Below are 25,314 nucleotides of genomic sequence, written 5' to 3'. Positions count from 1 at the left end.
CGGTCCCATGAAACGCGTAGCACCCTACCCCAGTTATCGATTAACGATCTTCGCTACGGCGATGTTGGCAGTCTCCCCAGCATTCGCCCAGTCCAGCGCACCTGCGGAAGAGATTCCTTCCGGTGCAGCCGCCCACGAAGTCCGCGGTCTAGTCGTGCTCCGTATTTCCGGCGAGCTCTTAGATCGCACGCTGGCTTCGGATATCAACAAGCAAGACGACGTCGACATGATGGTCGTCGGCGTGCGGGCGCGCGGGCCCTCGCACACGGAGGGAAAATCGAACGTCCAGCCCAAGCCCGCCGCGAACCAGGCCGCGTTCCAAGTCACCGTGACCGGCGAGAGTCGCGCGGATACTCGGGGTCGGAGTGGCCCGGCGATCGTCAACAGTCGTAGCGTCACGAAGTGGCAAGTCGATAAGACCATTCGGTTCGAGAATGGCAAATTCGTCACACGCCCGGGCACCATCGAAAGCCAGACCGATCTCTGGTCCACTGGCATCGGTTCAACGCTGCCTGGGCTTCGTGGTCGACTCGTGAAACGCATCGGGGTTCGGAAAGAACTCGAACTTCGCCCCGCCGCGACACGCAGCGTCGATCGCCAAACCAGCGAGAAAGTCCTCGCTGAAGTCGATCACACGATTGATCAAAAGATCAACGATCTCAACGAGCGCATTCAGTCCGAAGCGGTACTCGCCAAGCTACTACCGCTGCTCGACTCGTCTATGGTGCACATGTCGACGAACGAAGCTTGCATCCACCTCGCTTTCTTTGGCGTCGAAGCATCGACCGCGACAATCTGCCCGCTCAATCGCTTGGAGCCAGCCGAGACAGAGCTGTGGATCAACGCGTCGATGCTCCCCACCGCCCTTCCTGCGCCGCCGGCATTACCCGAGGGTGCGCAGAGCTGGATCAATCAAAACCTCCTCGGCATCAAGTTGCCCGAGCTAGCCTTGCCGGTACCGCTCGCGGCTGACAAAGGTGCGCTGCCACCTATGACCGTTCAGCTTGTGGACGACTGGATCGTGCTGCGGACCGAGGGGCCGAAGGAACCCGCCGTCGCCAAGAGCCCGCAACCACGTTCGGCAACTGGTTTGATGCAAGTCAGTTCGTCACCGTGATCGTTTTCACGATGTCGTCGCCACCCGTTAGCTCGATTTCCATCGGAGGAGTTCGCTCTGCGTCGGAGCTCGGATTGGGGTGGCCGACGAGTGTGTATCTCCCGGGCGGGGCGTTGCGAAGCACGACTTGATTCTTGTCGTCGAGCGTCGCCGACCCGCCCCACGAGCCCACAACGTTGCCCCCCTCGGGCGTGAGTTCGATCATGTACTGCTCGGGTACCTCTGCCGACTCGAATAGCACGATCACCGTCAGCGTGGCGGCACGCTGCATCGATAATTGAAGGTCGGTGGCGGGAACGGAGATCTCGGGACCAAGGCCAGGATGACACCAGCCCTCTTTGCTGAGCCCGACGCGGGCGCTGCCAATGGGTGCCACGAGTTCGAACTTGCCATCGGCGTCCGTCGTCGCTCGGTATTCGCTGGGCGTATCGTAACGCGTGCCGGCAGGTGGCGCGACGTCGTAAAGCTGCACGCGCGCCCCTTCCAGTCCGTTGCCATCGCTATCCGTCACGCTTCCGCTGATCGAGCCCCCCTTCGCCAAGCGACCGTCGATCGTACTGAAACGCGGCCGGCCGTCGGGCTTGGCGTAGCCCACCACGCGTGGCACGTAACCCTCTCTCGTGGCGATGATGCGATACCATGCCGGCTCAATATTCTTGAACGTCCACAAACCATCGCCGGTCACCTTCACTTCGGGTCCGCGGGTGTACTCGTAGCCCCCCTGCTCCGGCGTTTCGATTTTCTCCAGGTAGACCACTCCTGCGAGCGGTCGTTTCGTGGCGTCGTCGAATAGCGTTCCCCGTACGACGTAACCATCCGCGCGCGTGAAGCCATGCGCTGCGAGGCGATGGTCGATCAGCGTGATGCCCTCCGGCAGTTTCAGTTGCTCCCAATCGACGTTGCCACCAACGTAGATCGTAAGCTCGCAGGGAGGGCCTTTCTCGCGATCCTCGGGCGACGTGGGGTTGAGGTCGGCCGGCATGTTCTTGAGTTGGTCCCAACCGCTTTGGCTCCACACCGCGAAGCACCAGTCCATTTCGGCTTTCTTGCGTTTATCGGCCTCGTTGTTGCGATTGAGCCAGAAGCTTTGGCCCGGTCCTTCTTCGACGACAATGCGTTTGTTCGCTGCTTCGATGCGGCCGAACAGCACCAAGAGCTCGTTGAGCTCGTCGGTGTTGCCCCGGCATTCGGCGTGGAACTGACCACCGCCGAGCGGCGGACCTTCCCAGTAAGCGATCCGCTGCGGCACATTGAACACCGCCGCCGCCCCCGCCGGCCAATCGGGCCGCTCGACGCTGCCACTCCCCTCGCCGCCGAATATCAGAGCGTGGGCGGGAATCGCGAAGAACATCACGGTGAGGACGAGAGTCAACGTGCGAATTAGAGACTTATGGGTCATCGAAGTTCCCCCCTTGAGAACGATTGATAAGAGATTGAGAAGAGTTAGCAATTATCCTATCGCGGTTAGCAACCAGTGTCATCTTCAGCAGGAGTTCAAACGACCGAAGGATCGTCCTCGGCCTTAAAGGGGAGGACCTTGGCGGTGAAGTTTTGAGAGCTTTGCCTACTTCACGAGAGGGGTCGAGTAGATCCTTCGGTCAAGAAAGTAGCTTTGGTCAAGAAAGAATTAGGTCGCGGATTCACGCGGATTGGGCAGGATGAACGCGGATTTGGTTTGTCTTCTGTTTTAGATCTCGAGCAATAGTGTGGTCGGATACGAATATCAGTTGGGCCTCTGGATACTTCTTTCTTGATCCGCGGCTATCCGGCCAAATCCGCGTAGATCCGCGTCCTATTCTTTTTCTTCTCTTCTTTCTCCGCACCCTCTGTGTACTCTGTGGTTCAGCAGTTACCTGGGGGCTCGCGGGGCTCGTCCCCAGCCACCCGAATGCGATTTATTACTTCTGTTGCGCCGGTGCTGGTTCCTTCTCTTCAGTATTCTCTTCACTCACCACTGGCTTGAGCTTCTTCGCGGCGCGGACTAGTTCGACGAACTCGGCACGCTCGCCTTCGGGGTCTTTGCCTTTGGCGCTCTCGGCGATTTCGATCACGGCGTCGTAGCTAGTGTCGCCTTTGTACTGCGAGTCGCGGAGCAGCATGCCGAAGCTGGCCACGGCGGCGGCGAATTGCATGTCGGTCGACGCCTCGCCGAACTTGTGCCCGCTATCGGCGACGGGCCATTCGAGTTTGGTGCTGGTGTCGCCATCGGGCTTTTTGTAGCGCATCTTGAGCGTCAGCAGTTCGTCGGTGTCGGCTTTGTCGGTCAGGCCGGCGGGGCGTTGGTATTTCAGCTCGTCGATCTTGGCGGCTTCGACTTCTTCGCCCGTCGGGACGATTTCGTACAGGCACGTAACCGTGTGGCCCGCGCCGATTTCGCCGGCGTCTTTCTTGTCGTCGTTGAAATCCTGCGTGGCGAGCACGCGGTTCTCGTAACCCAGCAGGCGATAGCCGGCGACTTTCGCGGGGTTGAACTCGACCTGGATCTTCACGTCCTTGGCGATGGTCACGAGCATGCCGGTCATCCCTTTCACGAAAATTCGCTCCGACTCCTGCTCGCCATCGGCGTAGTAGTAGTTGCCGTTGCCGATGCCGGTGATGTTCTCCATCATCGCGTCGTTGAGGTTGCCACGGCCGAAGCCGATGCAGGATAGAAACACCTTAGTATCCTTGGCCTTCTGTTCGACCATCCGTTCGAGCTCCGCCGTGCTGGTGGTGCCGACGTTAAAATCGCCATCGGTGCAGAGGATCACGCGGTTGGTGCCCCCTTCGATGAAGTTGTCCTCGGCGATCTGGTAAGCGAGCTGGATACCCGCTCCCCCCGCCGTCGAACCACCTGCCGCGAGGCTATCGAGCGCGGCGAGGATTTTTTCTTTCTCGGTTCCGGGCGTGCTGGGGAGTACCAGGCCTTCGCTCGAAGCGTAGACCACAATCGCCACGCGGTCGTTCTCGCCAAGCTGGTCGGTGAGCTTCTTGAGCCCATGCACCACCAGCGGCAGCTTGTCGACTTCGTTCATCGAGCCCGACACGTCGACCAGAAACACCAAGTTCGAGAGAGGACGTTTCCCCGGCGCGAGTTCACGCCCCTTGATGCCGATACGAACCAGCCGATGAGCCGGCTGCCAAGGACAAGCGGCCGTCTCGACATGGGCGGCGAATGGAGCCTCTTCGTCGGACTTCGGCGGCTCGTAATCGTAATCAAAGTAATTCACGAACTCTTCGAGCCGCACCGCGTCGGCGGGTGGCACCTGCGAGTTCCGCAGCATCTGCCGGACGTTGGCGTAGCTCGCCGTGTCGACGTCGATCGAGAAGGTGCTCACCGCCTCGCCACCGATGGCGGGGATGAAGTCGTTCTCGACGATCAGGTCGTACTTGTCGCCAGACGCATCGGGGCCGATGCCTTGGCCATCGGGACTGCCGTGCCAGGGTTGGCCGCCGGGCCACTTGCGACCATTGCTTTGGAATCCCCATTTCAGCCGAACGTCTCCCCGCGCATCCATCAACTGGGAGTACATGGCGGTGTGGTCGTAGTTGCGTGGCGGAGCGGCACTACTCTGGAAGGCGTAACCGAGGTGAGTTCCTTGCTCCTTCAGCCGCTCAGCCTCGCCTGAGCGATCGCGGCCGAGCGATACTTCGACTCCAAAGTGAACTGGATCGTTGGCATCTAGAATCTCGCCCGGCTCAGCCGCTTGCCCCTGACCAGCCGCACCGGCAAACCGGTGTATCGCTTGTGGATCGTCGGAACCATCACTCAGTGCTTTGCCATCCGAAGTGGCCAGGCTAGAAAGTCCGTCCTGTCCACCCTCTTGGCCCTGGTACGCTCGTCTTAGATCTCTTTTAAGACGTACAAGTTCGTCATACTTTGCAGTGCTGGGTGAGATCGCTAGAGGCGCCCGGCGAGAAGGTGAAGAAATCACTGGGTTAGGGTTGTCGATCAGTCCTTGTAGCCCAATGTTTCCGTCAGGAACTACCTGCACTCGCACCTCATCTCGTTCCAACTGCGTGATGGGGGCAGCCGGCTTAATCTCATAGCTGTCTGTCGTAAACTGCTTTCCATCACCGTGAGCATTCAGATTTACACGACCGCCAGCAGTGGCCGCGGCGATCTCTAGGTCTGACACTTTGGATGTATCGATACCGGCCCCTTCCGTGCGTGCAGCTGTCTCGAACTCGCGATTCGCGATTGGATCTTGGCTATCGAAGGCACCTTGAATTGCCCCGAGATTGTTCTGCTGCTGGTTCATCGCGGTTTGACGGTCCTTGTCCCAGGCAATCAGGAGCGTTGCCACGAGTCCGCAGTTCAGCAAGAGGCTCGCTGCGAGGACCCAGGTGCGGGCGCTGCTGCGACGGGAAGAGCTTTGCGAATCCATTGACTTGTCTCCATGAGAAGAAGCGAGAGAAGAGGGCTCGGCGGCGGCGAGGATGCGGGCCGTGAGATCGGGAGGCGCGTCGCCCCCCAGGCGTTCGGCGAGGGCGCGGTCGACGAGTCGGTCGCGCCATTCGCTGGAGTCGCTAGCGGAGTTCGAGTTGGTGAATTCTTGGGACATCGTCTTACAACGGAATTTATTCCGTTAGCTGGTACTCTTGTGGTGCGGGAACGGAATGAATTCCGTTGTACGTGGGGGCTCTAGGGTTCTCGTCCCCTCTCCCCGACCCTCGGCGCGGGTCGGGGAGAGGGGACTAAGCGCGTAGCTTCCGCTCGATGCAGTTTCGGAGAACTTCTCTTGTGCGGCGGAGCAGTGACTTTATGCCGCCGGGTTTCATGTTCATTGCTTCCGCGATTTGTTCGCGGGTCCGTTGTTCGGTGTAGTGCAGGTCGAGGGCTAGCCGCGCGCGACCTTCGAGTTGGTCGAGGCACGTGTCGAGCGCTTCGAGGTAGGGGTCGACGGGGCCTTCGGCGAACGTTTCGCTCCACACCTGGTCGGCCAGTTCGAGCTCGACGTGGCTCGGTTCGCATTTCTGACGGCGGCGGAGCATCAGCAGGCGGTGGCGGGCGGTGGTTCGCAGGTAGCCGGCGGTTTGCTGGGGGCAAATGTGCGTGAAATCGGACCGCCAGACCTCGACGAACGTCTCCTGAACCAGGTCGTCGGCCTCGGCTGCCGATGCGCCCAGGTAGCGGACGTACCGCCAGACGGTGGCCTGGTGGTCGGCGACCAGTTGGGCCAAATCGCAGGTTTTCGGCGGTTGTTCGATGGGCACGCTCACGGCGGTCATGCTACCAGAGTGCACGGCGGGGCTCGAAAGGGTTCAAGAATCTGGCCAAAAGGGGAGAAAAGTTTTCGCCCCCATCGGACGCCGCTCGCGGGGGATTCGTTCCGCAGAATCCCTACATTCGCACCGGCAAGTTGGGGGCCTCGGGCGGTTTGGGGCGGCAAACGTCGGTTCGCGACATAAGGTTTACTAATTGGTTTCACCCACTTTCCCCTTGCGAGCCCACGGGCATGGCTACCGTCACCAAACGCAAACGCATTTACGTCGACCGCCACGTGCAAGGTGGCATCGTCCTGCGACTCGTGGGGCTGTGGGTCGCCTCGATCGTCCTGGCGACGATGCTGTGGTTCGTGCTGCAGTTCTTTGCGAACCCCACCGAAGGGTTTGAGTACTACCTCGAAAACACGCGGATGCATGTCGTGCCCTTGGTCATGGCGTTTGCCGTGACCATGCCGATTGCGATTTTGCAACTACTGAAGTTCACGCATCGTTTCGCCGGCCCCGTGGTGCGACTCCGGCGGATGATGCGGGAGCTCGCCGATGGCCAGCAGGTTCCGACGCTCAAGTTCCGCGATGGCGACTACTGGCTGGATCTGGCCGACGAGTTCAATCGCATCGCAACGACGATCACCGAGCTTCGGGCGCGCGTCGACCAACTCGAAGGTCGTCCGAACGCTTCGTTTGCCACTGAAGAGGAGATGGCTGGAGTGTAAGAGACACTCGCCTCGCCAATCATCGGGCTCGGAGAGCCCTCCCACAGTTCTTCTGTTATTCACCTATTTACCCTCACGCGTTCCATGTTCAAGAGCACCAACCGACGTAAGCAACACACTACCCGCCGGGGCACGGCGACGGTCGAGCTGGCGGTGTGCCTGCCGATGCTGGCGCTACTTGTGTTTGGCAGCATCCAGGCGTGCAACTTGATCTACCTGAAGCACGCCCTGACGAGCGCGGCTTACGAGGGGACGCTGGAATTGTCTCGCCCCGATGCGACGACGGACTCGGTGACCGAGCGCGTGAACCAAGTTCTCGCCATGCACAACATCAAGCAGTCGGCTGTGACCATCACGCCCGGCGGCAAAGGGATGAACCAATTGGAACAGGGCACGCCCGTGAGCGTTCGCGTCTCGGCCAACGTCACACCGAACGTCGCCCTGAGCCGGTGGTTCCCGATGCCGAGTACGCTGGCGCACACAGCGGTTGGACCGAAATAGCAAGCACGAATGACGAATGACCAATGACCAGTAGCTGACTCCCAGAGCCTGTATTCATTGGTCATTGCTAATTCGTCATTCGTCATTCCCCGAGTTTTCCCTGAGAGTTCCGGACCATGTTCCTTCCTCATCTTCGTTCACACTCCAGTACGCTTCGCGCCCGCCGTGGTGCGATGTTGCCGCTGATTGCTATCTTGCTTCCCGTGTTGATCGTGATGCTGGGGTTCTCGGTGGACCTGGCGTTCATGCAGAACACGCGGGCGGAGCTTCGCGCGGCGACCGACGTGGCGGCGCGCGCCGGCGCGATTGAGCTGGCGAAAACGGAGAATGCCGCGGACGCCCGTGCGGCTGCGGTGGCGATGGCCGAGCGAAACAACGTGGCCGGTCAGCCGCTGAAGCTGAAGACCAGTGACATCCTGGTGGGCCGGTCCGAGCGTAACGCCGCGGGCCAGTGGGTGTTTACGAATGGTGGTCAACCCCTTAACTCGGTGCAGGTGCTGGGCGATCGCCGTGAGTCGTCACGCAGTGGCGGCGTGGGACTATTCTTCAGCCGGCTGTATGGTGTTGATAACTTTGAGCCAACCATCACCGCGACGTCGACGTTCATGAACGTTGACATCTGCCTAGTGCTCGACCGCTCGGGATCGATGGAAGGCCAGCCATTGAAGGACCTGAAGAACGCGGTGAACGTGTTCCTTGATGAACTCGAAGACACTTCGTCGGACGAGCAGGTGGCATTGGCCAGTTACGCTTCGAATGCTTCGCTCGATCGCAACCTCGACACCAACTACAGCAACATTCGCAAGGATGTCAACAAGCTAAAGGCTGACGGCATGACGGCGATTGGCCTGGGACTTCAGAAAGGGATCGACGGCGTGATGGGGAAGAATCATCGCACCCTGTCGGCACCGATTATCGTGCTGATGACCGACGGCAATCACAATACCAGCACCGAGCCAATTGTGTGGGCCCGTGAAGCGGCCAAGAAGGGCATCACCGTCCACACCATCACGTTCGGCAATTCGGCCGACAAGCCTCGTATGCTGGCGGTCGCCAACGAAACCGGCGGCAAGACGTTCCACGCGTCGAACGGCTCGCAGCTCGCCGAAGTGTTCCGGACCATCGCGAAAACCTTGCCGACGCAGTTGACCCAGTAGACGTCCTTCAGGGATAGCACCAGATCGAAGAATGACCAATGACGAACTTTCAATGACCAATGAACTCGCATGCGAACCTCGTTGGTCATTGAAAGTTCGTCATTGGTCATTCGTATCCCCCATCTATCTCGAACGAAGTCACCCTAAGTTAGTACTATGATCACTTCACGTCCCCTTCCGTCCCGCCGTGGTGCTACGACGGTTGAGTTTGCTATCACGCTGCCGATCCTATTGCTGATCGTATTTGCGGCGATTGAGTTCAGTCGCGCGAACGTGCTGATCAACTCGGCGAAGATCGCGGCGGCCGAAGGGGCTCGCAAAGGAATCATCCTGGGGACCACGGCCGACGACATTCGCGCGGTGGTGATGAACGAACTGCGGATGGTCGGCGTGTCGGCTGCCGACGTGGTAGTCGAGCCCCCCGTGGTGACCGACGACACGAAGGTGGTGACCGTGGGCCTGCGGCTACCGCTCGACGCCCGCAATGGCTACGTGACGCCGAAGTACTTCGTGGGGGACTTCATCCACAAGATCACGACCATTCCACGTGAAGCAAAGACCGACGCCGAGATGGACGACCTGCTCGCCGCGGCGTACGAGAACATGGAAGATAAGCTCGGCTCGCTGGGCAAGAATAGCGGCAATGTGCCCGGCAACTCGGGAAACAACGGCAATGGCAACGGGAATGGAAACTCCGGTAACGGCAACGGAAATTCCGGCAACGGTAACGGGAATGGGAATGGAAACGGGAATGGAAACGGAAATTCAGGCAACGGCAATGGAAACGGGAACGGCAACTCCGGCAATGGAAATGGCAACGGAGGTGGCGGCCTCGGCGGCTTCTTAGGCTGGCTGCTGGGGCTGTAAGTTGCGCGCTAACGGCAGCCGAATTCGCCGGAATTCGAGGCGCACCAGTAGGTCAGCCACGTTAGTGAATTGCCACGAAAAGGCACGACAAGCCGCGAAAACACAAGTGGATGTTTAGCCGAAGGAAGGGCACGAATCTGTCCCACACTCCTCCGAGCTGATAGCCTTTTTGTGTTTTCTTGCACCTCTTTGTGGCTATAGCTACACCGCGGCGACGATGGCTTCTTTGGCCTGCCAGCCCGCGGCGCTTCGCTCGACGCGATGGTAGAGCGTGTCGCGTTCGACTGGTTCGCGGCCTGCTTCGCGGATCAACTGCTCGATCTCGGCGACCGACATGATCTCGGGGGTCGTTGCGCCGGCGTCGTGGTAGATCAGTTCGTGCCGCACGGTACCGTCAATGTCGTCGGCTCCGTAGGCGAGCGCGACCTGCGCGGTGCCCACGCCGAGCATGATCCAGTAGGCCTTGATGTGCGGTATGTTGTCGAGCATCAGCCGGCTGACCGCCATCACGCGAAGGTCCATCAAGCTCGATGGCTTCTTGATGTTTCGCTCGTCGCCAAGCTTGGTGTTCTCGGGATGAAACGCCAGCGGGATGAATGTCTGGAACCCGCCGGTCTGGTCCTGCAGTTCGCGCAAGCGAACGAGGTGGTCGATGCGGTGGTAAGCTTGCTCGATGTGGCCGTAGAGCATGGTGCAGTTGCTCTTGAGGCCGAGTTCGTGCGCGGTGCGATGCGTTTCGAACCACCGCCGGCTGTCGGCTTTGTGCTCGCAGATTTGGTTGCGAACTTCAGGATGAAAAATCTCCGCCCCGCCGCCCGGCAGGCTGCCAAGGCCCGCATCGCGCATGTCTTCGAGCACCCAGCGGATGTCTTTCTTGGTGAGCCGGCAGAACCAGTCGATCTCGACCGGCGTCCACGCCTTGAGGTGGAGCGTGGGGTACGCATCGTGCAGCACCGACACGACCTGGCGGTACCACTCGTACTTCGCCTGATGATGCAGGCCGCCAACGATGTGCATCTCGGTGCACCCGTTGTCGACGGCTTCCTGCCCGCGAGCGAGCACCTGCTCGTCGTTCATCCAGTACCCCTTCGCCTCGCGCAGGTCGCTGCGGAACGCGCAGAACGTGCAGCGGTAGACGCAGATGTTCGTGGGGTTGAGATGCGTGTTGATGTTGTAGTACGCGGCGTTGCCATTCTTCCGCTCGCGCACCAAGTTGGCGAGCTCGCCCAGCTCGGGCAGCGGCACTTCAGGCGATTCGAGCAACAGCCCGTCCTCGGTCGTAAGCCGCTCACCGGCTTCGACTTTGTCGCGAATGGGTTTCAGGATCTCGGTGGTGGTTCGGAGCATTTTTGATTGATTCACGCAGAGGCGCAAAGACGCCAAGGGGTTGTTTTATTTAGCCACGGATGGACACGGATTATCACGGATGGGGAAGGAGCTCGACTCAGCGCTGGGCCGCTAGTAGGCACAATAGGATGCCGATTACCAACTCGATATGTCCGATGCCAAACATGTGAACGTCTCAGGTAGGGAATAGGCGGCTTCTTATCCGTGCATATCCGTGTCCATCCGTGGCTAAAACAAACCGGCGACTCCCGCTGGGCTCTAAACGATTATTAGGTCCACCAACGTAATGACCAGCATGCCGATGCTGATCACGGCGTTGACGTGGAAGAAGGCGGTGTTCACTCGGGCGAGGTCGTCGGGGCGGACCAGCCAGTGCTCGTAGGCGAGCAGCCCGGCCACGGCGACGACGCCCAGGTAGTATATCCCGCCGAGGGGTGGGTAGACCACCGGCAGCGCGGCTAGCAGCAGCACCGTCGCAGCGTGGCACGCCGCGGCGAGACGCAGGGCCCCGCGGATGCCGAGGCGTACGGGGATACTGTGCAGTTTAGCGTCGCGGTCGAACTCGAAATCCTGGCAGGCGTAGAGCATGTCGAACCCCGCGACCCACGCCAGCACCGCCCCGCCCAGCACCACGGCGGGCATCAAATCGAACGGATTGGCCATGACCGCTTCGCCCCGAATCGCAATCCACGCGGCGATGGGACTGAGCGCGAGCGCCGCGCCCAGCCAGAAATGGGCGAGCGACGTGAAACGCTTTGTGAGGCTGTAGCCGCAAAGGAACGCGAGCACGGGGACACTGAGGTAGAGCGGGAGCTTGTTGGGGAGGAACAATAACGTGCCGGCGATAAACGCGAAGGCGCAAGTGATGGTGAAGGCGGTGACCGCGCCGACGCTAAGGATTCCGGCAGGAATGTGACGGCCAGCCGTGCGAGGATTGCCGGCGTCGATCTTTCGATCCACGAGGCGGTTAAAGGCCATTGCGGCGCTGCGGGCGAAGACCATGCAGAGGAGGATTCCGAGGACTTCCTGCCAGCGGATGGCGTGATAGAAGGCGGTGAGGCGGTCGGCGATAGTAACCTCTGAACCACTCTCCATACCAGACAAGGGTAGTAGTAGATTCGCGAGAGCGGATGGAATCGGAATTGTCCATGATCCGATGCCGACGTAACTGTTGTAGAGGACGACATCGCCACCCCAAGTAAGGCCGGCCGTCAACCACCAGGCCATCACTGCGCTCATCAGCGCGAACGGCAGCGCGAACAGCGTGTGGCTGAAGCGGATGAGGGAAAGTAGGTGGGTGAGGGTCCTGAGCATCGTATCTCCACGGTCGGTGCGGAGAGACCCTGGGCGATCACGGGAAACTTGCTGTGCGTTTCCACGAGCCGCGTTTTGACGAAGGCCTCTCCCCTACCGAGTATGGAGGGAGCCTCACTCGTTTGGCAAGAACGCCCTGGCGTGGGTGTCGACGCCGGTGAGCTCGACGACGCGGCGGAATCGGACCTCGGCGGCCTCGCTCTGGCCATCGAAGTACTGCAATACCGCGAGCAGGTACTGGGCGTCGGCGTCGTTGGGGTTCTGGTCGAGGTACGTGTGCAGCTGGCGAAAAACCTCGCGCTTCGTTTCGGCCGTGGGGTAAAGCTCTTCGAGCACGAACCCCGAGTTGGGCCAATCGGGCTTGAGCTGCAGTCCGCTGCGAATCGCTGAAACCGCCTCGCCGTACTTACCCGCCCCCATCTCGGCAAAGCCCAGCCGGAAGTAGATGTCGGCCACGTCGGGGGCTTGGGCCTGGGCCTTGCGATAACGCTCGACCGCTTGGCGATAGTCGCCACGCTTGAACTGACGATCGCCATAGTCGACGAACTTCCACGCGCGGGCGCGAGCCGTGGGATTGCTGAGCTTGGGCGGAGCGGCCGGTGCTTGGGCTGCGGCTTGGATGATTGGATTCAGATTGCCGCCACCGCCGGCGTTGTTGTTATCGACCCCTAGGAAGTCGCGAACCGCACGCGGACCGAAGATCGCCCCCGCGTCGCCCGCCACGGGTGGGTAGTAGATCGGCCCCCAGCTGCGGCATCGGCCGTTGCACCAACGACCGCCGCAGTACGGGCAAAGGTAGTTGCCGCCGTAGTAGAAGGAGTCGTCATAGTAGGTGTAGCGGTCGGGGTACCAACCGTAGTAGTAACCGCCGCCGGGGACGGTGTAGTGAGTGGTGCGTCGCCGCGAGGGATTGGCCTTGATGCCGTTGCGATCGACGCCGGTGCCGGGCTGGTAGTTGCGCGGCGTCTCGATATCGGGAGCGGTGCGGATCATCTGAGCGAGCGAATCGTCCGACCACGCCATGCTCGCGATTGCGATCGCGGCGAATACTCGAAATTTGAGCTGTTGGAAATCCATGACCGTCACTCCCCGTGAATTGGGGGCCTGCCGAGCCCCTCGCTTTGAATTATTCCCATTCCCGCAAATAGTTCAAACGAAATCCGCCCAGATCGTGGCGGTGATAGACCTTGCCGAGCGTGTTCGAGCTTGTGGTGCGGCGCGGGGACATGGTTTATACTGCCGAGGCTTCGCGGCTGGTGTGGCCGCGGTGCCCCCGCCCCCCGGCCAGCCTCGCAAAGTCAGCATGCCTAACCCCCGCCATCTGCGTGGCTTCACGTTGGTTGAACTGCTGGTGGTGATCGCCATCATTGGTATCCTGGTCGCTCTGCTTCTTCCCGCAGTGCAATCGGCACGCGAAGCGGCGCGGCGATCGAGTTGCCAAAACAACCTCCGGCAAGTCGCCATCGCGATGTACTCGCACCACGACGCGATCAAGCATTTTCCGAGCGGCGGTTGGGGTTACGTCTGGACGGGCGACCCCGATCGAGGTTCCGGGCGCAAGCAGCCCGGCGGTTGGGCGTTTTCGATTTTGCCCTACCTGGAGCAAACCTCACTGAAAGCCCTCGGCCGCGGCGCGAGCGATTCGGTAAAGCGAACGCTGGCCGCACAAGTTGCCACGACTCCAATTGCTTCGCTCAACTGCCCGAGCCGCCGGCAACTGGCCACGTATCCCTACGGTGGTTCGCACGAAGTCCGCAACGCCGAGCCAACCGCCATGGTGTTCAAGACCGACTACGCCGCGAACGCGGGGGATCTGATCATTGGCGACCTCGGCCCCGAGAAGCTCGAGGACGCCGAGAATGGCGTGTACGACTGGAAGAACACGGCGAAGGCCACCGGCGTGCTCTATCCTCGCAGCGAAGTGAGCACCGCCAAGATCACCGACGGCACTTCGCAAACTTACCTAGTCGGCGAGAAACGCTGCACGCCCGAGGGCTACGACTGGGGGGACGACCAGCACGCTTTCTTGGGGCATGGCAACGACACCTCGCGTTACACGGCGCTCAATCTGCCACCCATCCCCGACGGCGAAGTCGCGGGGCACACGCGCTTTGGTGCCGCGCACGTCGCCGGCTGTTACTTTGCATTTGCCGATGCCTCGGTGCGGCTGGTGAGTTACGACATCGACCCTGAGATTCACCGCCGCCAAGGCACCCGCGGCGAAGGCCTGCACGCCGACTCGGATACGCCCTAGGCTGCTCGACTAGTTTTCAAACTTACTTCCTTTTGCATTTCATGAGACTTGGTCATGCCATCGATGATTCGGACGCTGCTGTCGCTCGGAGTGCTCGCGTTGTTGTCGTCCACCACATTGGCGCAGTCCGCTGGCGAGGCCATCTACCAACAGCGATGCGCCCAGTGCCACGGCAAGGACCTCACCGGTGGCAACACGCAGAGCATGGTCGATGGCAACTGGCAGTTCGGACGTAGCGATGGCGACCTGATGCGGAACATCAAGTTCGGCATCTCGTCGGTCGGAATGCCCGAATACCGCACCGTGATGTCGGACGATCAGATTCGCCAAGTCATTTCATTCATTAAGGAAGCCCAAAACCGCGCGGGGGTGGAGCGTCCGCCGGTTCCCGAGAAGCTGCTCACGCGCCACTACGACGTTGGCGTTGAGAAGTGGATTCCCGAAGGGCTCGAGACACCTTGGGGCATCGCGTTCGCCGACGATGGCACGGCACTCGTCACCGAGCGGCCCGGTCGTTTGCGGGTGATTCTCAACGGCAAGCTGCATCCCGATCCCATCCGTGGCACGCCGGTACCCAACGCTGAGAACCAGGGTGGTTACATGGACGTGGCGCTCGACCCCGACTACGCCGAGAATGGCTGGGTGTACCTGGCGTTCGCCGACACCAAGCCGGGTGCCACCGCGCGGAGTCCGCTGACAATGACGCGAGTCGTGCGAGGTCGCATCCAGGATCACCAATGGGTCGAGCAGCAAGACGTGTTCACCGCGCCGGACTTCAGCTACACCCAAACTCGGCATCACTACGGCGGCCGACTGGCGTTCGATCACGAGGGGCATTTGCTCATCTCGATCGGCGACCGCGGCGTTGGCGAGCAAGCCCAAGACACCCGCTGGCCCAACGGCAAGGTGCACCGCGTCTGGCCCGATGGCACGGTGCCCGAGGACAACCCTTTTGCCGACGGCGAGAAGGGTCTCAAAACCATCTTCACCTACGGCAATCGCAACGCGCAGGGCCTCGCCGTGCATCCCGAGACGGGCGCTATTTGGGAGACCGAGCATGGTCCCATGGGTGGCGACGAAGTGAACATCCTGAAGTCCGGCGCGAACTATGGCTGGCCCAAGACCACGTACGGGCTCGACTACACAGGCGAAGTGATCAGCGAGAACCTGACGCTCGAAGGGACCGAGCAACCCGTGCTCTACTGGGTTCCCTCGATCGCCGTCTGCGGCACGCGGTTCTGCCAGGGCGATGAGTTCCCGCAGTGGCAGAACAACTTACTCGTTGGCGGCCTCGGCCACGAAGAGCTCCGCCGGTTGGTAGTCGATGGCGACCGCGTGATCCATCAAGAGCTCTTGCTCAAAAACGCCGGCCGCGTCCGTGATGTCCAGTGCGATCCGAATGGCAACGTCTACGTGATCCTGAATGGCCCCGACATGATTTTGAAGCTGACGAACGAGGGGAAAGCGATTCGGCAGTAGGTGGGAACAATCGCATTGTTCAAACCCCTAGCCCACGACGGGAGTCGTAGGTTTCGGCGCGATCTGAATCGCAATGCGTACGTATCGATCAAAACCCAAGACTCCCGTCATGGGCTAATCGTGGGGAGCACTGCTGAGTTCCGAATTCGTTCAATCACCAAACATCAACATCGCCATTGGAACCGTCATCGCCGAAATCATGAGGCACATTGCCGAGAGGAGTACGGCCTCGGCGAGTATTGGTTGTTGGCTTTCGGAGGGTTGATGTTGATTGATTGCAAGTGTCACGCCCACGGCAGCGAAGGCTCCGATTGCTACGCTGAACCGGAGAGTTAGGTGGGATTCGACCAGTGAGGTTACCAGCAACAACCACACACTCAGCACGACGCAGAACGCCGTTACCGAGGTCAGCAACGTGCGTAGATTGAAACGTGGCATGGCTGCAAAACCCAAGACTTCCGTCATGGGCTAGGGCGAATTGCGAAGCATGGAGGTTTTGATCCGCGCGTATCCGCCCCGATCCGCGAGCATCCGCGACGAATTCGTATCCTACCGCATCCGCGATTCGATCTCGCCCACCACGTCGTCGAGCTTCACACGCACCTGTTCTAGCGAGTCGCGGTCGCGGATCGTGACGGTCTTGTCGGTGAGCGTGTCGCCGTCGATGGTAATGCAATACGGCGTGCCGGCTTCGTCTTGGCGGCGGTAGCGACGACCGACCGCACCCTTCTCGTCGTAGAACACCGGGAACTTCGCCTTGAGCGCGCGGTACAGATCCTTGGCGACTTCCGGCATTCCGTCCTTCTTCACCAGCGGGAAGATGGCGGCTTTCACCGGCGCGAGGCGTGGGTGGAACTTCATCACCGTGCGGGTTTGCATCTTGCCATTCTCGTCCGGCGCTTCGTCCTCGGTGTAGGCCTCGCACAGGAAGGCGAGCGTCGCGCGGTCGGCACCGGCCGAGGGCTCGATGACGTGCGGCGTGAAACGCTCGTTGGTGATGTCGTCGCGGTACGTCAAGTCACGCCCCGATCCACGATGCACCGGCTTGCCATCCTCGCCCAGTTCGACAGTCAGCGGGCAGCTTTTGGGGTCGAGCTTTCCTTCCATGTGGCTGCGAAGGTCGAAGTCGCCACGATGCGCGATGCCTTCGAGCTCACCATACTCACCCTCGGGCAGGAACGGGAAGGCGTACTCAATGTCCGCCGTGCCGGTGGAGTAGTGGCTCAGTTCGTCTGGGTCGTGATCGCGGAGTTGCAGTCGGCCTTCGGCCAGCCCGTGATCCAAGTACCACTTGAACCGGCGATCGCGCCAGTACTGGTACCACTGTTTTGACGACTCGGGATGGCAGAAGAACTCAATCTCCATCTGCTCAAACTCCCGCGAGCGGAACGTGAAGTTCCGTGGCGTGATTTCGTTGCGGAAGCTCTTACCAACCTGCGCGATGCCAAACGGAATCCGAACCCGCGTGCTGTCGCACACGTTCTTGAAGTTCACGAAGATACCTTGGGCCGTTTCGGGGCGCAGGAACGCTCGGCCTTCTTCACCTGCGAGTGCGCCGATGGTCGTGGGGAACATCAGGTTGAAGTCGCGCGGCTCGGTCAGCGTGCCCGGCTCGCTGGCATCAGGACCCAAGGCCTGGGTGACCTCGCCAATCTTGTCCAGCGTCGTCACCGGTCCATCCCATTTCAGTTGTTCGGCATCCTTCGTGCGGAGCTTGAAGTGTTTGAGTGCACGCCGCTCGATATCAGGTTCTTCGTCCTCGGCCATCGTCGTGACGAACAGTTTCTGATCGCGATACTCGGCCCAACGTCCGCGAACCTGATCGTAGCGGTAACGCTTCTTCGACTCGCGACAGTCGACCATCTTGTCGACGAACAGGTCGAAGTGGCCACTGCACTTCCACACCTGCGGGTGCATGATGATCGTGCAATCGAGGCCGCACATTTCGTAGCTGGTCGGCGCGCCGGGGAGTGTATCGAGGTCGTCGTGGCGGGTGACCATGTCCTGCCACCACGCTTCTTTGACGTTCCGCTTGAGCTCCACGCCCAATGGTCCGTAATCCCAAAAGCCGTTCAAACCGCCGTAGATTTCGCTCGACTGAAACAAGAAACCGCGACGGCGGCAGAGCGATACGATCTTTTCCATGTCCATTGGGAAGCCTCGGCTCGATATGAAACGCAGGGAGCGAAAAGGGCGAAAACACGCATTCTACCGGTGGTCGAGAGATGCGGCGAGGGGCGTGAAGACACTGCAATCTCCACAAGCGTACGTTATCTCAATCCGGTTCCTCATATTGAATGAAGCTCAGCCGCGCAGGTGGCTCACACGAGTCGGGAAGCTCCAGTTCTCCTGCAGGCGTAATCAACGGAAAGTCCCAGTTGAGATAGTGCATGAAGAACGTCAGTCGCAACTCTTCGTCGACGACGATGTTTCTCGGATACTGACCAAGCAAATCGGACTTGCCTTCACTGTCCAGCACCCGTTCATCCCACGGACATTGCCAACTACCGCGATCCTTGTCGGGCCATTCTTGCGTAAACGCTCCGACATCTAATGGACCACGATGATTGGAGATATGCAACTCTATGAGGTGACAAGGTTGGCGCGACTTAACACGGTAAACGCCGATAATGTCGATCTTCATAAGTGGTTCTCCCTCCGGGATTCGTTCGAAACTTGAGGTTAGCGTACGATACTTTATGACCTCAACTCAAGGCGAGCCGGAAGCGTAAGCGCCCGGAGAAAATTGCTCTATCGCACACCCCCTCTACAACCGAAGACACCCCGCCCCCCGATCAAGTTCGGGCACCACCGGTTTCGAGTCGATCATTGCGCACACGACCAAATCTTCGTCGTGGCCGATCTCCAGCAGGTTCTTGCCGCCGGGGGTTTCGCGGAGTTCCAGGGCGAGCTGCGCGTCGAGCGAACGGCCGTATGCCTTCGCGCTCGTTACCAGTTCGTTCCACTCACCGCGAGTGGCTTGGGCTCCTTCGTTGAGCGTCCACTCGCCACGCGCCGCGAAAGCATCGGCCAGCGCGCCGGCGATCAACAGGTCGTCACGCGAGACGTGGCCGCCCGTCCCCGCGCAGAGAACATGCACGACCGGTTCGTCCAACAGTTCGTCGACCAGCGCCGAAAGGTTCACCGCCGAGCCCATGATCACTCGCGAGGCGAGGCGGGCGTGGTTGATTGCCCGGGTGCCGTTGGTGGTCGTGAATAGGATTCGCTTGCCGAACACGACGTCGGGCGTATAGTCCGAGGGAGAGTTGCCGAGGTCGAACCCCGGGATCAGCTCGCCCCCCCGCTCGCCGCCAAGCAGCACCTGGCTGCGGTCGTAGTCGCCGGCCGCCGCCAGCACCGCGTCGACCTCGACGAAGGGCACGACGTCCTTCGCCCCGGCGGCCAGGGCGTGGCACACCGTGCTGGAGGCCCGTAGTTGGTCGATCACCACCACGGCCACGTCCGCCAAATCGTGCTCGGCACAAAACTGCGGCAAATAATGAACGTAAAGCGAAGGCATGGCAGGCAAGACCGTAGAAGTTAGAACGAATTGCTGCTCTATTAGACCCTACCGAAGCCCACTGCGTTAGAGCCGGGAATTCGTCGCGGATTTGCGCCGATTGAAGCGGAGAATCGCGGATGATGAGCTCGTTAGCCCCCCCAATAAGAATCCGCGTGTAACCCGCTTCGATCCGTGCCCATCCGCGACTGATTCTTCACTGCCTTTCGACGTCCACCATGACTACCACCGCTGCCACCATTGATAAGTCGTCGTCGCGGGTTCGCCGGATGTTTGGCGAGATCGCGCCGCGGTACGACTTCTTGAATCACCTGCTCTCGATGAACGTCGATCGCTACTGGCGATGGCGGACCGTGCGGAAGGTGAAGCCGGTGGCGAATGGCGGGCCGATCCTTGATGTCTGCACGGGCACCGGAGACCTTGCCATTGCGTTTGATAAGGCAGCGCACGGCAAGCTCCCCATCGTGGCGGCTGACTTTTGCCCCGAGATGCTCGAGCTTGGCGAAGTGAAGAGTCGCCGGCGTGGCAGCGACCATCGCATCGACTTCGTCGAAGGGGACACCGAAAACCTGCCACTGCCGGACAACGAGTTTCAAATCGTCAGCGTCGCGTTTGGCCTTCGCAACGTGGCGGATACCGATCGCGGACTCGCCGAGATGACGCGGTGCTGCAAGCCCGGCGGCAAAGTGGCGGTGCTCGAATTCACGACGCCCCGCTACCAACCGATGAAGGGTCTCTACGGCTGGTACTTCCGCAACGTCCTGCCACGCATTGGTCAAGTGCTGATGCGAAACAACTCCGCTGCCTACGAGTACCTGCCCGAAAGTGTCGGCAAGTTCCTGCAGTACGAAGAGCTCACCGAGCGAATGGAAGCCGCCGGCCTGAAGAACGTCCGGTTCTATCCCATGACGTTTGGCATCGCGACGCTGTACGTAGGTGAGAAACCGTAGAACGGAGCTTGCATTATTAATTACTGACTTACCACGGAGAGCACGGAGGACACGGGAGGAAAAAGAATAGGACGCGGATCACGCGGATTTGGCAGGAGTTGCGCGGATCAGGAGTGAAGAGTTCAATATGTAAGCTGATTGAGTCAAGTCGCTACTTCTATCTCAGCAAAGATTAAATCAAAGAGAAACAAATCCGCGTTCATCCGCGTCCCATTCTTACCTTTCTTGATTTCTCTGCGTCCTCCGTGCCCTCTGTGGTTAATCCTATTTAGGTAACGGAATATACTCCGTTGTACGAATGAAGAAGCCGGTTGTTGTTGGTATCACGGGGGCGAGCGGCGCGGCGTATGCTGTGCGGTTGATCGAAGTGCTGCTTATCGCCGGACGCGATGTCTACCTATCGATCAGCCCGTCGGGTCGCGAAGTGATTCGGCAGGAGCTCGACCTGCACGTCGACCTCGACGACTTTCATGCCGACAGCTTGCTGCTGGGGGCTGGTCGCTCTTCGAGTGGCAAAACCATCGCCGACATCACCGAAGTCTCGACCGGCGACAGCAACGTCCTCGGCAGCGGCATGGTTCGCAAGGGGAAGCTGCATTACTTCGGCTACCGCGATTTCATGTCGCCGATGGCGAGTGGCTCTTTCCTCACCGGGGGCATGGTCGTCTGCCCATGCTCGGGCACCACGCTCAGCGCGATCGCCGCGGGTTCGGCGAGCAACTTGATCCAACGCGCCGCCGAAGTGCATCTCAAAGAACGCCGCAAACTCGTACTCGTGCCCCGCGAGACACCGCTATCGCTCCCCGCGATCGACAACATGCGCCGCGCCACCGAAGCCGGTGCCGTGGTGCTCCCCGCCTCCCCCGGCTGGTACCACGGTGTCGAATCGGTCAAAGATCTAATCGACTTTGTCGTGGCGCGGATTCTGGATCAGCTAGAAATCGAGAATGGCCTGATTGATCGCTGGGGCACCGAATAGGGTTTCCACATGAATTGTGGAGGCACAATCAGTTTTGGTGCATCCGAGTCGCTAGGTGCTCGATTTGCCCGCGAAGGTTCGCGAGCAGCATGGTCGGGCTTGCGCCGCGAGCCAGCTCGCCGTAGAAGCCGCTCGGGCCGCCAGCCCGTTGGGCGATGATCGCTTCGGCAGTGCGGCCCACCTCGGCAAGTTCTTGCTGCATCTCGATCACGCGATGGTCGGCCGCGCGGCTGGTGTTCCACAGGCTCATCAGCACGCGTGTAAGCCCGCCGATAAGGAACGCCTGGCCCGCAAGCGTTACCCCGACTCCCCACTGCCAGAACTCGGGGAACTCGCTAAACAGCCCCATCCCCATCAGCACGACGCCACCTGTGGCGAGGCCAAGCCCGATGGTGAGTGCGAACCATGCAACCCACTGCGTGCGAAGTTCACTCGCGCGGCGACCACGGACCGAACGGTGCACGGGTGCCGCGGCGTTCGTCGTGGCAGCTGGTATTCGATCGTCGACGATCGAGAAGGCATCAACCCAATGGATCGCTCCTTCAAGACTATCGCTGCTAGCAAGTCGAAGTGGCGTGCGAAGCGAACGACCAATGCGACGCATCCGCCGATCGGTCGACCACTCTTCGGACACCGCGGCTTCTTTGGGCCGCATCGCTTCCACGCGGTGGCTGCTGTCGCTCACGCGTCCGCAGCGCGAACACCCGGCCGGTGCACCGATTTTGGCGGCAATCGCCGGAACATCCTGCCCGCAATGCTGGCACCACATACTCGCGCAAGCCCCCACACACGTCGAAGAAGAGATCGTCGTTTCTAGCATCGGCCGGGTGGCGCGCGAAACTTTGACGATTTCAGGGAGTTGAGGGGCGAAAGAACTCGTCGCGGATATTCGCGGATCGAGGCGGATGCACGCGGATTCTGGGAACGCTAATCCGCGCTAATCTTCGCTAATGGATCTCTCTTGGCGGAGATTCATCGCAAGTCTTCGACACGAATGCCCATTTGGTCGACAAGAGTCTCCGTAGAACGCCCACACTAATAGCGAATATCAATGCGGCGACGACAAGGTTCACCAGCCACGCACCCCAGATTACTTCAGGCGGTAGTCGTCGTTTCATCCCGTCGGCGCCATAAATTGCGCACTTCCAGGGTGGCAGCGGCCAACCTCGCATTAGTAGGAACTTGCCGAGCGCGGAGTAGTTTTTCGGCGGCTCCACTCCATACTTTGCTGCGTCCGGTGACACTCTTAGATTTACGCCCACTACCGGTACCGCGACAAGCATGGAAAGCAGGAGCGTTCGCAAGCTATATTGAAACATATTCGCGTTTCTCCGCTTTGATCCGCGCCAATCCGCGACTAATTCTTCTCCTCCGCGACGGATTGTTTCTTGTCACCCACCGGCCAGTCGCGGCGGATCCAACGGACGATCAGGCTGATCTCGTCGTCGGTCAGCGTGTTGAGGCTGGGCGTGTCGGGATGCGTGGCGAAGCCGGGCATCAGGCGCTCGGGGTCGTCGTAGTTGTCTTCGCTGTAGTAGAACCGCTCGGTCTGCGGGTCGCGAATGAACGCGGTGAGCCACTCATCGCTGGCGTAGCCCGTGAGGTCGGGACCCGCGCCAACTTCCTCGTCGCCCATGGTGTGGCAATCGATGCAGGAGAACTCGTTGAGAGCAAGCTCCATACCGAGCTCGATCTGCGCTGAATCCCGAGCGTCCATTTCCTTCTGGTAAGGCAGTTGGGCGAGCGACGAGATGGCCCACGCCGTGGCGGCGACCTTCTTCTTGAACGCCTCCTTCTCTTCGTCGGGCGTTTCTTCGAGCGTGTCGCGAATATTGGTGTTCACCCAGTCGACCATCTCGCCTTCGGCAAAGATCGTGTGGCCGAAATAGTCGGGCCCCGCGATCTTCTCGGCGTCGAGCATCCCTTCCATCCACTCCCGGCTACCAAAGCCAAACAGGTTGGCGGCAGTCGGCTCTTTGACGAACACAGTTTGCAGTGGCGGACCGTCCAGCGGATTTTCGAGCGCCGGGTCGTGGTGGCTATGGCACGACGCGCAGTGCAGTTCGAACAGCCGGCGGCCTGCGATCATCGGATCGTTGCGGGTCTGATGCCGGGAGCCTTCGACGGGAATGCCCAGCGACGCAAGCTCCACCGCCCGCTCGGCCTCGGCGTGGGCGAGCCTTAGGTCCGATTGGTAGTGCAGCGACTTCTCGGTCTCGCCGTTGAGGTCTTCATGGTACGAGACGTAGGTCAACCCGATGATGCCCGCTAGCACCGCGCACACGAACATCACGTTGAACCGCCGGCCGAGTTGCCACTTGCCGATGAACGGCATCAGCACCAAGGTCAGCAGCAGTAAGCCCGGGATCAACTGCGAGGCAACGAACATGCCGCTCGCACCGGGGAAGTACTTGAGCATTTGGAACAGAAAGCGGAAGTACCACTCGGGCCGTGCCGTGTTGAACGCGATCGATGCATCCGCTGGCGGGCCAAGCTCGGCGGGGCGGTACGCCGTGATCATCATGACGGTCCCTATCACGGCGAGGCACACCAGACCATCGCGCAGCGCCTGGTCGGGCCAGTACACGCCATCGGGTTTGTCGCTCTTCGTGGCGGGTTCGGTGTAGCCATGCCGCCGAACCGAAGCGACGTGCAGCACCACCAGGAATAACAGGATCGCTGGCAACACACCCGCGTGCAGCGCGAAGAATCGCGTCAGCGTGTGGTGCCCGAAGTCGTCGCCACCCAGAGCAATTGCTCGCGCTTGATCCCCGAGACCAGGAGTCACGCCGGCAATGTTCGTCGCGACGCCGGTTGCTTGATAACCACGCTGATCCCAGGGCAATAAGTAACCCGTCTGCCCCAGCCCGAACAGCACCAGCATCATCGCGATGCCAATCCAGTGCGTCACCTCACGCGGGGCGCGATACGCGCCGTAGATGACCACCTGCAGCAGGTGGATCGCCATCAGGATCATCACGGCCGACGACGTGTAATGATGAATGCCTCGCAGCCAAGTGCCACCCTGCATCTCGTGTTCGATGTAGTACACGCTCTCCCAAGCCGTCTGCGTGCTGGGGCTGTAATGCATCCACAGGAACACACCGGTGATGAACTGCACGACCACGGCGAACACCAGCGCGGTGCCCCACGTGTATCGCCACTTGGGTCCACCGGGGACGCGCTCGTACAGCACCGAGCGAATTGCTTCGCGAAAACCCGTCCGACTCTCTAGCCAGTTCAATATCGATTGCATGATCCGTCGCACCTGTCGCACCAAGTCACGTCTTGTGAGATTCCGCCCCGCGCCGCACCGTTTAGGATGGTACTAGATCGCCACCTTCTCGGAGATACCCTGCTTGAAGCGTCGATAGTCGACCAGCACGTCGCCGGTCGCCTTGTCCACCTTCACGTCCAGCGTGTCCATATCGCGGGGGCTGGTCGTGCAGTTCGCGTCCTGATGGCCATCGACGTGGAAGATGGCGTTGTGGCACGGGCAGATGAAGCAGTCCTCGGCCGAACTGAAATTGAAGATGCAACCAAGGTGAGGGCAAACCGAGCTGAACGCGATCGGCAATTCGTCTTCGCTCTTGCGAATCAGAAACACCGGCTTCTCGGGCTGCGGGTCGTAGAGATTCCACTTGTCGCGCGGCTCGGCGTTGATCACCGGAAACAACCGCGGCTTGCCATCGGCGGGCAGTTGGCTGAGCGATGTCACGCGAATCCAGTTGCCGTCCGCCGACTTCTGCTTCTTCCGCAGCGGGTCGACCAGCACCGCGAGGCCCGGCACCGTGGCGAGCGCGAGCGCCCCCAGGCCCACCATCGCGGCGGCGAGTTTCGACATAAACGAGCGCCGCGGCACATCGCGCGCGGGGGTTGATTGATCATTCATCGCGAGAGTCTCCACC

At 60.5% G+C, this 25,314-nt stretch carries 22 protein-coding genes; 9 read left to right on the top strand and 13 right to left on the bottom strand.

The window, feature by feature from the left end; all coding sequences use genetic code 11:
- Nucleotides 1-7: 7 nt before the first annotated feature.
- Nucleotides 8-1,117, top strand: a complete 1,110-nt coding sequence (locus tag SH292x_RS02955) for a hypothetical protein (RefSeq protein WP_442484091.1) — start codon at nucleotides 8-10, stop codon at nucleotides 1,115-1,117.
- On the opposite strand, the gene SH292x_RS02950 is transcribed toward SH292x_RS02955, so the two are convergent.
- The 3 genes from SH292x_RS02950 to SH292x_RS02940 all read right to left on the bottom strand — a co-directional run bounded on the left by SH292x_RS02950 (nucleotide 1,101) and on the right by SH292x_RS02940 (nucleotide 6,343).
- On the bottom strand, nucleotides 1,101-2,516 hold the full coding sequence (locus SH292x_RS02950) for a carboxypeptidase regulatory-like domain-containing protein (protein ID WP_442484090.1): 1,416 nt from the start codon (nucleotides 2,514-2,516) through the stop codon (nucleotides 1,101-1,103). The two genes, SH292x_RS02955 and SH292x_RS02950, sit on opposite strands and share 17 nt — an antisense overlap.
- A gap of 499 nt (nucleotides 2,517-3,015) precedes the next feature.
- Complete coding sequence (locus SH292x_RS02945) at nucleotides 3,016-5,661, bottom strand: vWA domain-containing protein (RefSeq protein ID WP_442484089.1); 2,646 nt, start codon at nucleotides 5,659-5,661, stop codon at nucleotides 3,016-3,018.
- A 133-nt stretch (nucleotides 5,662-5,794) separates the two neighbouring features.
- Nucleotides 5,795-6,343 carry an RNA polymerase sigma factor gene (locus SH292x_RS02940; RefSeq protein WP_442484088.1) on the bottom strand — a complete coding sequence of 183 codons (549 nt, stop codon included), beginning with the start codon at nucleotides 6,341-6,343 and terminating at the stop codon, nucleotides 5,795-5,797.
- Between the two features lie 212 nt (nucleotides 6,344-6,555).
- On the opposite strand from SH292x_RS02940, the gene SH292x_RS02935 reads away from it, so the two are divergent.
- The 4 genes from SH292x_RS02935 to SH292x_RS02920 all read left to right on the top strand — a co-directional run bounded on the left by SH292x_RS02935 (nucleotide 6,556) and on the right by SH292x_RS02920 (nucleotide 9,563).
- Nucleotides 6,556-7,038 (top strand): hypothetical protein, encoded by a 483-nt coding sequence (locus SH292x_RS02935; protein WP_442484087.1) that lies wholly within the window; start codon nucleotides 6,556-6,558, stop codon nucleotides 7,036-7,038.
- A gap of 84 nt (nucleotides 7,039-7,122) precedes the next feature.
- A complete protein-coding gene (locus SH292x_RS02930) occupies nucleotides 7,123-7,539 on the top strand; it encodes a TadE family protein (protein ID WP_442484086.1) in 417 nt (138 codons plus the stop codon).
- Nucleotides 7,540-7,655: 116 nt separating this feature from the next.
- Nucleotides 7,656-8,696, top strand: a complete 1,041-nt coding sequence (locus tag SH292x_RS02925; RefSeq protein ID WP_442484085.1) for a vWA domain-containing protein — start codon at nucleotides 7,656-7,658, stop codon at nucleotides 8,694-8,696.
- Nucleotides 8,697-8,852: 156 nt separating this feature from the next.
- Nucleotides 8,853-9,563, top strand: coding sequence for a TadE/TadG family type IV pilus assembly protein (locus SH292x_RS02920; protein ID WP_442484084.1), 711 nt, complete (start codon nucleotides 8,853-8,855; stop codon nucleotides 9,561-9,563).
- Nucleotides 9,564-9,764: 201 nt separating this feature from the next.
- Here SH292x_RS02920 and mqnE read toward each other — a convergent pair whose 3' ends face one another.
- The 3 genes from mqnE to SH292x_RS02905 all read right to left on the bottom strand — a co-directional run bounded on the left by mqnE (nucleotide 9,765) and on the right by SH292x_RS02905 (nucleotide 13,301).
- Nucleotides 9,765-10,910 (bottom strand): aminofutalosine synthase MqnE, encoded by a 1,146-nt coding sequence (gene mqnE, locus SH292x_RS02915; protein WP_442484083.1) that lies wholly within the window; start codon nucleotides 10,908-10,910, stop codon nucleotides 9,765-9,767.
- Between the two features lie 258 nt (nucleotides 10,911-11,168).
- Nucleotides 11,169-12,224 (bottom strand): UbiA-like polyprenyltransferase, encoded by a 1,056-nt coding sequence (locus tag SH292x_RS02910; RefSeq protein WP_442484082.1) that lies wholly within the window; start codon nucleotides 12,222-12,224, stop codon nucleotides 11,169-11,171.
- A gap of 114 nt (nucleotides 12,225-12,338) precedes the next feature.
- Complete coding sequence (locus SH292x_RS02905) at nucleotides 12,339-13,301, bottom strand: tetratricopeptide repeat protein (RefSeq protein ID WP_442484081.1); 963 nt, start codon at nucleotides 13,299-13,301, stop codon at nucleotides 12,339-12,341.
- Nucleotides 13,302-13,527: 226 nt separating this feature from the next.
- Between SH292x_RS02905 and SH292x_RS02900 the strand changes: the two genes are divergently transcribed.
- Together SH292x_RS02900 and SH292x_RS02895 are read left to right on the top strand one after the other, a co-directional pair.
- Entirely contained in the window at nucleotides 13,528-14,478 is a 951-nt protein-coding gene (locus SH292x_RS02900) for a DUF1559 family PulG-like putative transporter (protein WP_442484080.1), read from the top strand.
- A gap of 54 nt (nucleotides 14,479-14,532) precedes the next feature.
- The gene (locus tag SH292x_RS02895; RefSeq protein ID WP_442484079.1) at nucleotides 14,533-15,957 is read left to right on the top strand and encodes a PQQ-dependent sugar dehydrogenase; all 1,425 of its coding nucleotides are present in this window, start codon (nucleotides 14,533-14,535) and stop codon (nucleotides 15,955-15,957) included.
- A gap of 150 nt (nucleotides 15,958-16,107) precedes the next feature.
- Here the strand turns inward: SH292x_RS02895 and SH292x_RS02890 are convergent, their stop codons facing one another.
- The 4 genes from SH292x_RS02890 to SH292x_RS02875 form a co-directional block, all read right to left on the bottom strand.
- A complete protein-coding gene (locus tag SH292x_RS02890) occupies nucleotides 16,108-16,395 on the bottom strand; it encodes a hypothetical protein (protein ID WP_442484078.1) in 288 nt (95 codons plus the stop codon).
- Nucleotides 16,396-16,506: 111 nt separating this feature from the next.
- A complete protein-coding gene (locus SH292x_RS02885) occupies nucleotides 16,507-18,102 on the bottom strand; it encodes a glycine--tRNA ligase (protein WP_442485840.1) in 1,596 nt (531 codons plus the stop codon).
- A 130-nt stretch (nucleotides 18,103-18,232) separates the two neighbouring features.
- Nucleotides 18,233-18,601: a hypothetical protein gene (locus tag SH292x_RS02880; RefSeq protein WP_442484077.1), complete on the bottom strand. Its 369-nt coding sequence runs from the start codon at nucleotides 18,599-18,601 to the stop codon at nucleotides 18,233-18,235.
- 123 nt (nucleotides 18,602-18,724) lie between these two features.
- Complete coding sequence (locus SH292x_RS02875) at nucleotides 18,725-19,477, bottom strand: 2-phosphosulfolactate phosphatase (protein WP_442484076.1); 753 nt, start codon at nucleotides 19,475-19,477, stop codon at nucleotides 18,725-18,727.
- A 218-nt stretch (nucleotides 19,478-19,695) separates the two neighbouring features.
- Here SH292x_RS02875 and ubiE point away from each other — a divergent pair, with 218 nt between their 5' ends.
- Together ubiE and SH292x_RS02865 are read left to right on the top strand one after the other, a co-directional pair.
- The gene (gene ubiE, locus SH292x_RS02870) at nucleotides 19,696-20,427 is read left to right on the top strand and encodes a bifunctional demethylmenaquinone methyltransferase/2-methoxy-6-polyprenyl-1,4-benzoquinol methylase UbiE (protein WP_442484075.1); all 732 of its coding nucleotides are present in this window, start codon (nucleotides 19,696-19,698) and stop codon (nucleotides 20,425-20,427) included.
- 298 nt (nucleotides 20,428-20,725) lie between these two features.
- Complete coding sequence (locus SH292x_RS02865) at nucleotides 20,726-21,406, top strand: UbiX family flavin prenyltransferase (protein ID WP_442484074.1); 681 nt, start codon at nucleotides 20,726-20,728, stop codon at nucleotides 21,404-21,406.
- A 28-nt stretch (nucleotides 21,407-21,434) separates the two neighbouring features.
- Here SH292x_RS02865 and SH292x_RS02860 read toward each other — a convergent pair whose 3' ends face one another.
- From SH292x_RS02860 to SH292x_RS02850, 3 genes are all read right to left on the bottom strand, one after another.
- Entirely contained in the window at nucleotides 21,435-22,091 is a 657-nt protein-coding gene (locus SH292x_RS02860; protein WP_442484073.1) for a hypothetical protein, read from the bottom strand.
- A gap of 672 nt (nucleotides 22,092-22,763) precedes the next feature.
- Nucleotides 22,764-24,662, bottom strand: coding sequence for a cytochrome b N-terminal domain-containing protein (locus SH292x_RS02855; protein WP_442484072.1), 1,899 nt, complete (start codon nucleotides 24,660-24,662; stop codon nucleotides 22,764-22,766).
- A gap of 72 nt (nucleotides 24,663-24,734) precedes the next feature.
- Nucleotides 24,735-25,298, bottom strand: a complete 564-nt coding sequence (locus SH292x_RS02850) for a ubiquinol-cytochrome c reductase iron-sulfur subunit (RefSeq protein ID WP_442484071.1) — start codon at nucleotides 25,296-25,298, stop codon at nucleotides 24,735-24,737.
- Nucleotides 25,299-25,314: the final 16 nt, after the last annotated feature.

It is taken from the genome of Aeoliella fuhlenseeensis, assembly GCF_052161615.1.
Classification (GTDB): domain Bacteria; phylum Planctomycetota; class Planctomycetia; order Pirellulales; family Lacipirellulaceae; genus Aeoliella.
This window is presented reverse-complemented; position numbering and strand designations above follow the sequence as displayed.